Source organism: Polaromonas sp. P1_G1 (assembly GCF_056405595.1).
In genome coordinates, this window is the sequence record NZ_JBFUBU010000010.1 from 107472 (window position 1) to 117338 (window position 9867).

Genomic DNA, 9867 nt, shown 5'->3' on the forward strand with positions numbered 1-9867 from the left:
CCGGTGGAGAGCCTTTCAAAAACTACAGATGCAAGCAACCAACGTGAACAGATCCAGAAGCCGGCCTTTCAAACCCAGTGTCATCGGCGGCTTGCTGGCGCTTTCCGGTTATGGCGCCTTCGCGCAGGCGCCCGACGCCGGCCGCATGCTGGAGTCCATCCGCGAACGCGCGCCGGGCATCAGCAACCCGGCGCCGGCTGTGATTGAAAAGCCCGCGGAAGAAAGCCGCGCGGTGTCCACCGACACCGGCGCGCGTGTTGTGGTGACACGCTTCGAGTTCAGCGGCAACGACTCCATCGACGCGCAGGCCCTGGCCGCAGAGCTGCAGGGTTTCACCGGCCGCGAGATCGGTTTCGAGGCGCTGGCCGAGGCCGCCGCTCGCATCACCCGCTTTTACCGCTCGCGCGGCTTCCTGGTGGCACGCGCCAACCTGCCCGCGCAGGACATTGCGGGCGGCACGGTCAGGCTGGACATTCAGGAGGGCCGGCTGGGCACGGTGAGCGTGGAGCCCGCCAAAAACGTGCGCCTGGACAAAGAGGTCGCGCGCCGCTTCATAGACGGCCTGGTTCCCGGCGCGGTGATCCGTGAGGACGAGATCGAGCGCGCGCTGCTGCTGCTGTCGGACCTCCCCGGCATCACCGTGCGTTCGGTGCTGCGCGCGGGCGCCCAGCCCGGAACGGCCGACCTGGTGGTGCGCGTCAATGAAAGCCCACTGGCGCAGGCGCGCTTCGGTTTCGACAACCAGGGCAACAGCTACACCGGCCGCAACCGGCTCACGGTGGAGCTGTCGGCCAACGACTGGCTGGGGCTGGGCGAGRCCTGGAGCGCAAAAGGCATCACGAGCTTCGAGGGCCTGACGGCCCAGACGCTGGGGGTGTCCGCGCCCCTGGGCGGCTCCGGCCTGCGCGCGGGCCTGGCTTACACCAACCTGCTCTATAAAATTGGTCGTGACTTCGCGCCGCTGGATGCCAGCGGCGAGGGCGAAAGCCTCAGCGGTTTTGTCGCCTACCCTTTCATGCGCGGCAGGCAGTCCAACTTGACCGGGCAGCTGACGCTGGAGCAGAAGAACTACATAGACCGCGTCAACCAGGCCGGCCTGGACGTCAAGAAGTCGTCGACCCTGGCCAGGCTGGACCTCTACGGCGACTGGCGCGACGGCGTGACCGGCAACCCCGCGCTGACGAGTTATTCCCTGGGCCTGACGCGCGGCCGCCTGAGCCGCGACACCATGTCGGACGCGGCCTTCGACGCGCGCGCGGCCCAGACGGCCGGCAAGTTCAACAAGCTCAACTGGGCGCTTTCGCGCCTGCAGGCACTGCCGGGCGGCTTCACGCTGCATGCGTCGCTGTCGGGCCAGCAGGCTTCGAAGAACCTCGACTCGTCGGAAGAGTTTTTCCTGGGCGGCCCCAACGGCGTGCGCGCCTATCCGCAAGGCGAGGGCGCGGGCGACGAGGGCTGGCTGTCCCGGCTGGAGCTGCGGCATGGCCTGGGCCGGCTGGGCGGCTTCGGTGTGGAAGGGTTTCTCTTTTACGACGCGGGCCGCGTGCGCATCGACAAAAATCCCTGGGACCCTGCGCAGGTGAGCAACCACAGGAGTTTGCAGGGCGCCGGCCTCGGGCTGGTCTTCACGCGGCCCAAGGCGCTGACCGTTAGCGTCGGCGTGGCCTTCAAACCTTCCAGCACGCCGAGCACCGTCGAAGCCTCGCACAGCCCGACCTTGTGGCTGCAGGTCAGCGGGGCGCCGCAAGCCTTCGCCGGGCTGGGTTCCTCGCTGTCGGACGATCCGGAACTGAGTGCCGACAAGTTTGAAATCTTCGGCGGCTTCGGCCTGGAGTTCGAGCAGGTCGCCCGCGACGGCGCGACGCAAGCCGGCCCGCGAGGCGCCACGCAGTCGGCCGCGCCCACGGGCAGGCAGCTGCCTTCCTACCTGCGCATCAGCGACCCTTCATCCTCTATCGGGGTGCGCGGCGCGCTGGGCCTGGGCGGCGGGCTGGAGGCCTTCTGGCAGGTGGAGGCCGGCGTGGCCTACAAGTACGTGCCCAAGTCCGGCCCCAGTTCCGAGCGCCCTGAATCCAACGCGGCGACCACGCTGCAGGATGCGGGCGTGGGCCTGCGCAGCGCCGATTGGGGCGCCGTGCGCTACGGCCAGTGGACCATGCCCTTTCGCGACATGACTGCGAAGTTCGATCCTTTCAACGACTACGGCATAGGCGGCGCGGGCGGCATCATCGGTTCACCGGGCCTGGGCGTGGGCTCGTCCAGCGTGGCCGGGCCGGTCACCGAAGTGGGCGACGCGAACAACGACGACGCGGCCTTCATACGCCGGCAGCCGGGCGTGTGGCAATACGCCACGCCGGAATGGAAGGGCCTGTCGGCGCGTATCGCCTATTCGAACAACGGGCGCCGCCCCGCGCCCGACCTGGGCGCGGGCTCGGCCTGGGGTTTCAGCGGCTCTTACGTGAATGGTCCGTTCAAATTCGGCATCGCCTACGAGCAGCACAACCAGTACTTCGGCATCGCCAGCCTGGGCCGCAACAACCGCGGCGTCGGCTCGTCGGCCACGGCGGTGACGCAGGGCAGCTCGTCACGCGACTGGGCCGCCAGCTTCGGCGCCAGCTACACGGTGGGCTCGACGACCTTCTCCCTGCTGCTCGACAAGCTCTCGTATTCCGAGTCGGACGTCATCCCCGGCAACACGGTGCTGGACCTGCAAGGCTATCGCCGCCGAGCCGGGCTGGTCGGTGTGACGCACACCATAGGCCCGTGGGAATTGCGCGCCAGCGCCGGCCGCGCTTCGCCGGGCACCTGCAGCGTGGTGTCCAACGACCCCGCGCTGCGCGCCTGCTCGACCGCGGGCCTGGGGGCGACCCTGGTGGCGCTGGGCTTCAACCGCACCGTCAGCAAAAACCTCAGCGTTTACGGCACCTATTCGCGCATCCGCAACGACGGCTCCGCGAGCTACAACTTCCGCACCGGCGCCGTCTTCGCCTCGTCCGGCAACGCGCCCGGCGTAGGCGCCGACGTGACCGGTTACGGCCTGGGTTTCAAGTACAGGTTCTGAGAAAGAGAGTCACGCATGCATTCCGTCCACCGCCGCTTCTCCCACTCCGCCCGCTCATTCCGTCCCCTGCTGAACGCCGTCATGCTGGCCGTGCTGGCGCTGCAGGCGGGGCGGGTTTTCGCCGACGCGCTGCCGGGCAATGCCTTGCCCACCAACGGCCAGGTGGTCGGCGGTTCGGGCAGCATCGCAGCCTCGGGCAACGTGTTGACGGTCAACCAGCTCAGCGACAAGCTGACGGCGCAGTGGGACAGCTTCAACATCGGCTCGGCGGCCAAGGTGAACTTCGTGCAGCCCTCGCGCTCCTCCATCGCGCTGAACCGCGTGATGTCGAATGATCCCTCCCGCATCTACGGTCAGCTCAATGCCAACGGGCAAGTGTTCCTGGTCAATGCCGCGGGCGTGCTGTTCGCGCCGGGCTCCAGCATCAACGTCGGCGGGCTGGTGGCCAGCACGTTGGACATTTCGAACGCCGACTTCGCCGCGGGCAACATGCGTTTCACCCAGGGCGCCGGCGCAGCTGGACAAGTGCTCAACCAGGGCACGCTCACGGCGAGCGAGGGCGGCTACATCGCCTTGATAGGCCCCCAGGTCGCCAATGAGGGGACGATCAGCGCGCAACGCGGCACCGTGGCCATGGGCGCGGGCAATGCCGTCACGCTGGACCTGCACGGCGACGGCCTGCTCAACCTGCAAGTGGACGGCGCCGCGCTGGCGGCGCTGGCCTCGAACAGCGGCGCCATCCAGGCCGACGGCGGGCTGGTCGTGCTGGCCGCCCGCTCGGGCGGCGACCCGCTGGCCACCGTGCTCAACAACAGCGGCACGGTGCAGGCCAGAAGCCTGACGAACAGGAATGGTGTGATACGGCTTGAAGGTGGAGACACTGGCGTCGTCGCCGTCAGCGGCACGCTCGACGCCTCGGGCTACGGCGCCGGCCAGACCGGCGGCAGCGTCAAGGTGCTGGGCGACAAGGTCGGCCTGTTTGCCGGCGCGCGGGTCGATGCCTCGGGCGACGCCGGCGGCGGCACCGCGCTGCTGGGCGGCAACTGGCAGGGGTCCGGCAGCGAGCAGCGCGCCCGCGCGACCTTTGTCGACGCCGATGCGCAGATCAAGGCCGACGCCGTGAACACCGGCAACGGTGGCAAGGTCGTGGCCTGGTCGGACGAGAGCACGCGTTACTACGGCAGCATCAGCGCCAAAGGCGGCGCGGCGAGCGGCCAGGGCGGCAATGCCGAAGTGTCGGGCGTCAATTTCCTGGATTACGCGGGCACGGCCGACCTCACGGCGGCTCATGGCGGCGCGGGCTCCTTGCTGCTGGACCCGACCAACATCACGATCTCGACGGGCGGCAACACTGCGACCTGGAACGGCAGCAACACCTTCACCGGCTCGGGCGCCACGTCCATCCTCAACACCACCACGCTGGTCAACCAGCTGGGAACGGCCAACGTGACCGTGAGCACGGCCAGCGCCGGTACGTCGCTGGGCGACATCACGGTCAGCAGCGCCATCGCCTACAACGGCGCCACCGACCGCACCCTGACCCTGCTGGCGAATCGCGACGTCAACGTCAATGCCAACATCACCTCCGGCACGGCCAAGCTCAACGTGGTGCTGAACTCGGCCTCCGCGGGGGGCTCTGCCGTCGGGTCGGTGTCCATGGGCTCGGGCGCGCAGGTCGTGAGCAACGGCGGCAACATCACCATAGGCGGCGGCCCGGATCCCACGACCGGTTACGCCACGGGCGGCGGCGTCACCACCATAGGTTTTCGCATGGTGGGCGGCGGCAGCCTGCTGAGCAGCGCCGCCGGCAACATCCTGATCAACGCCAAGGGCGCGACGGGCCAGGCCTTCTCCATGGGCACCAGCGCCAACACCATCCAGAGCACTAGCGGCAACATCACCATCAATGCCCGCAATGCCGACGCCACGGCCTTCGGCATGAACAGCGGCACCAACATCATCCAGTCGACCGGCGCCGGCAACATCACCATCAGCGCCGAGTCCACCGGCAACGCGCTGGGCATGACCATGGGCTCCAGCGGCACCAACACGATTCGCGTCGCGAACGGCGTGCTCAGCATCAACGCCAAATCGACAGGCTCCAGCAGCGCGCTGGCCATAGGTTCGGGCACCAACACCCTGCAGGCCACGGGCAGCGGCAGCCTGTCGCTGACCGGCAGCTCCAGCGGCTCGGGCAATGCCGTGTCCATGATCACCGGCACCAACCTGATGCGCACGGCGGGCGGCAACATCGCCATCAACGGCACGGCCACGGGCACAGGCAGCGCCATCGTGCTGGGCGACGGCGCGGCCCAGGCCAAGGTCGAGTCCACTGGCGCGGGCAACATCATGCTCACGGCGAATCGCCCGGTCGCGATGAACCTCGCGACGCTCAGTTCCGGCGGCGGCAACATCTCGGTGTCGGGCACAGGCGCGGGCGCCACGCAAGGCATCGCACTGACCGGCGGCAGCAGAATCCTCACCTCGGGCGCGGGCGGCATCACCCTCACGGCCGGCAATACCGGCGGCAGCGCCCTGCTGATGGGCTCGGGCAACAACCTGGTCGAGGCGGCCGGCAGCGGCAACGTCACGCTCAACGTGCAGTCCGGCAACGCCGGCTCCGGCTCGGGCCTGACCATGGGCAGCGGCGGCACCAACACCGTCCGCACGGTTGACGGCCTGCTGGCGGTCAACGCCTCGTCGGCCGGTACCAGCAGCGCGCTGGCGCTGGGCTCGGGCAGCAACACGCTCGAAGCGACCGGGGCCGGACAGGTGGCGCTGGCCGGTACGGCCGCGGGCTCGGGCAACGGCATTTCGCTGGCCGGTGGCACCAACCAGGTCAAGACCGCCGGAGGCAAGCTGGCGATGTCGGGCACCAGCGGCAACGGCGGTGACGGCATCACCTTCGGCTCGCTGAACAATTCGGTGCTGTCGCAGGGCGGGAACATCAGCCTGAGCGGCAACAGCGCGCGCGGTGTCGGCGTGTCCATGGCCACCGGCAACAACCTGGTGCAGGCCGGCGGCCAGGGCAGCCTCAGCGTCAACGCGCAATCGGCCGCGACCGGCGCCGGTTCGGGGCTGGGCATGGGCACCAGCGGCAACAACACCTTGCGCACGGTGGACGGCGCGCTGACCATCAATGCGCAATCGGCCGGCACCAGCAGCGCGCTGGCGCTGGGCTCGGGCACCAACCTGATTGAATCCACCGGCAACGGGCAGCTTGTGCTGGCTGGCAAGGCGGTCGGGTCGGGCAACGGCATCTCGCTGGCGGCAGGCGGCACCAACACGGTCCGCAGCGTGGGCGGCGACCTGTCGGCCACCGGCACGGCGACGGGCGGCGGCGACGGCATCAACATGGCGAGCGGCAAAAACAGCTGGCTCACGCAGACCGGCAACATCACGCTGTCCGGCATCGCGGCGGGCTCGGGCACCGGCATTGCCATCCGGCCCAGCACCGACGTGGCGACGATTGAAGCGCGCGGCGCCGGCAACATCAGCTTCAAGACCGACAGCTACGACAGCTCGCCGACCTCCACCGGCACCGGCTCCGTGCGCATCGCGAGTGCCGGCGGCGTGCTCACCCTCGAGCAGTTGACGCCGGGCACCACCATTGGCATAGGTGACGGCGCGGTAGGCCAGCTCAACTGGGACGGCACGGAAATCGGCCAGGTCGCCGGCTTTTCTTCGGTGCGCGTGGGCAATGCACTCTCGGGCGCCATCGATGTGCGGCCGCCGTCCTTCCCCGCGCCCGTGGTGCCGCCCGTTCGCTCCAGCGATGCGGCGCGCCAGCAGGCCGCCATCGTTGCCTCTACCCATGATGAAGCTCCCGGGTCGGCGGCCGACCATGAGCCCAGTGAGAACACGCAGGCCTTGCGCGTTGAAGAACCGAACCTGCTGAAGGTGGAGGGCTTTGATGTGGCGCGTTAAGGCATGGCAACTGGCCGCGCTGGCGGTGCTGGCCTTGCCCTGCCTGGCGCAGGAAAAAGTGCAGTTCCCCAGCCTGGACCGCTGGCAGGGTACGGAACGGCTGGTGCTGGACGGCTATCTCTACAAGCCGGCGACCGAGGGCCGCTTTGTCGCGCTGGTGATGTTCCACGGCTGCGCCGGTGCCCTGGGAAAAAACGGCGCTATCACCCAGCGTTTTCGCGACACCGCCAAACTGCTCAATGGCATGGGCTACGGGGTGTTGCTGGTGGACAGTTTCAACCCGCGCGGCGAAAGGCAGATCTGCACGGTCACGCCCAAGGCCCGTTCCATCCAGGAAGAACAGCGCTGGCTCGATGCCTACGGCGCGATCGAATACCTCAACACGCGTGCCGACGTGGTGACGGGCAAGATAGGCGCCATCGGCTTTTCGCACGGCGGCACGGCGGCCGTGCAGGTGATGAATGCCGAACTGCCGGTGAAAAAACAGGGCGCGCCCGGCTTTGCCGCGGCGATCGCCATGTACCCCGGCTGCGCCTCGACGCTGGCGGCCAGGCCCGACTACGTGGCTTATGCGCCGCTGCTCATCCTGGCGGGGGAGCTCGACGACTGGACGCCGGCCCGCTACTGCCAGAAGCTGGCCGAGCGCAGCAAGGAGCGCGGGCAGCCCGTCGATATCGAGGTCTACCCCGAGGCCTACCACGGCTTTGACGAGCTGAGCGCCGTCAAGCTGCGCGAAGACGTGGTGCGCGGCGGCAAGCCCGTGCATGTGGGCGGCAACCCCGCCGCACGCGTCGCCGCCCACGCGAGGATCCGCGAATTTTTCGCCAGACATCTGCCGGCTCACTGAGCGGGCACCTTTATTCCCAAAATCTCACAAGGAAAGACGATGCGTTTACACACAAGAGCACGCGCTTTGGCGCAGCTGGGTTTTGTTTTTTTCATGTCGCAGGCGGCGGTGCACGCGCAGCTGCAGCCGGTACCGGCCCAGGATGTCGCGCCCGAGCCTTCCTCGGGTTACACCGAAAAGAAGGCCGTCAGCGCCAAAAAATTCATGATCGCCACGGCCAACCCGCATGCGACACGCGCGGGGCAGGAAATGCTCAAGGCCGGCGGCAGCGCGGTGGATGCGGCCATCGCCGCCGCCGTCATGCTGAACCTGACCGAACCGCAATCCTCGGGCATAGGCGGCGGCGCCTTCATCGTGAGTTACGACGCCACGCAGAAGGCGCTCAACGCCTATGACGGCCGGGAGAAAGCGCCGGCCTCGGCCAAAGGCGACCGCTTCCTCGACGCCAAGGGCAAACCCCTGCCGCTCAGGGAGGCCATCAATTCCGGCAAGTCCGTCGGCGTGCCCGGCCTGCTGCGCGTGATGGAACTCGCGCACCAGAAGCACGGCAAGCTGCCCTGGGAAAAACTGTTCGAGCCCACCATACGCCTGGCCGAAAGCGGCTTTGCGGTGTCGGAGCGCTTGCACACCGTGATCAAACTCGACAAGACCTTGCGTGCCAACGTGAATGCACGCGCCTATTTTTATGACACGGCCGGCGAGCCGCTGGCCGTGGGCGCCACGCTGAAGAACCCGGACTTCGCGGCGGTGCTCAGGCGCGTCGCCAAGGAAGGCCCGGATGCTTTTTACAAAGGCGAGATCGCGCGTGACATCTCGGCCGCCGTGAACGGCCAGGCCCAGCCCGGCGGCATGACGCTGCAGGACATCGCCGGCTACCAGGCGCGGGAACGCACAGTGCTGTGCGGCACCTACCGCGCCTACAAGGTCTGCGGCATGCCGCCGCCGTCGTCGGGCGGCATCGCGGTGCTGGCCATGCTGGGCGCGCTGGAGCGCTTCCCGATGTCCGGCGTGCGGCCGAATTCCACCGAGGCCGTGCACCTGTTTTCGGAAGCCGGCCGCCTGGCCTATGCCGACCGCGACTACTACGTGGGCGACCCTGATTTTGTGAACGTGCCGGCGACGGCGCTGGTTTCGCCCGAATACCTCAAGACCCGCAGCGCGCTGATCCGCAGCGACGTGAGTATGAAGCGCGCCGCGCCGGGCGTGCCGGCCGGCGTCAAGATGGCCTGGGCACCCGATGAGGAATCGGAGATCCCGGCGACCAGTCACATCTCGGTGATTGATCCGGCCGGCAACGCGGTGTCCATGACGACGACGATTGAAGCGGTGTTTGGCAGCCACATCATGGTGCGCGGCTTTTTGCTGAACAACCAGATGACGGACTTCGCGCTTGCGCCCGAAGAAAACGGCTTGCCGGTGGCCAACCGCATCGAAGGCGGCAAACGCCCGCGCAGCACCATGTCGCCCACGCTGGTGTTCGACGCCGACGGCAAGCTCAAGATGACGGTGGGCTCGCCCGGCGGCAGTGCCATCATCAACTACGTGGCCAAGACGCTGGTGGGCGTGCTGGACTGGGGCCTGGACGTGCAGCAGGCGATTTCCTTGCCCAATATGGGCAGCCGTAACCGTGCCACCGAGGTCGAGCTGGGCAGCGAGCTCGAGAAGCTGTCCGGCCCTTTGAAGGCGCTGGGCCATGAGGTGCAGGCCATCGAGTTCACCAGCGGCCTGCAGGGCATCGTGGTGACACCCCAGGGTTTGGTCGGCGGCGCCGATCCGCGGCGCGAAGGATTTGTGCTGGGGGAATGAGGCGTTTAGAACCTGTTTACGATCTAAGTGGGGTCACGTTGGGGTGCAATCGGGATGAGTGGGCCGACCGGGCACGCCGCATGGGCTTATGCCCATGCAAGGGCCCGGGTGGCTCAATCGCCCGATTTCACCCCAACCCGAAGGGCAAGCGCCTTCTCGGGCGGTCTGCGGCGTTGCGGCGCTAGCCCATAGATGAACTATGGGCGTCGCACCGCGCCTTGCATCC

4 protein-coding genes are annotated in these 9867 nt (G+C 68.0%); all 4 read left to right on the forward strand.

What is annotated here, in order from left to right:
- Positions 1–43: 43 nt before the first annotated feature.
- Genes AC1D1Y_RS06925 through ggt form a run of 4 tightly spaced genes read left to right on the forward strand, consistent with a single transcriptional unit; the run spans position 44 to position 9641 of the window.
- Positions 44–3061, forward strand: coding sequence for a porin (locus AC1D1Y_RS06925; protein WP_477681685.1), 3018 nt, complete (start codon positions 44–46; stop codon positions 3059–3061).
- Between the two features lie 15 nt (positions 3062–3076).
- Positions 3077–6988 (forward strand): beta strand repeat-containing protein, encoded by a 3912-nt coding sequence (locus AC1D1Y_RS06930; protein ID WP_477681686.1) that lies wholly within the window; start codon positions 3077–3079, stop codon positions 6986–6988.
- Positions 6975–7835 carry a dienelactone hydrolase family protein gene (locus AC1D1Y_RS06935; protein WP_477681687.1) on the forward strand — a complete coding sequence of 287 codons (861 nt, stop codon included), beginning with the start codon at positions 6975–6977 and terminating at the stop codon, positions 7833–7835. Before AC1D1Y_RS06930 ends, AC1D1Y_RS06935 begins: the two co-directional genes overlap by 14 nt.
- Positions 7836–7874: 39 nt before the next feature.
- Entirely contained in the window at positions 7875–9641 is a 1767-nt protein-coding gene (ggt, locus tag AC1D1Y_RS06940; protein ID WP_477681688.1) for a gamma-glutamyltransferase, read from the forward strand.
- Positions 9642–9867 lie beyond the last annotated feature (226 nt).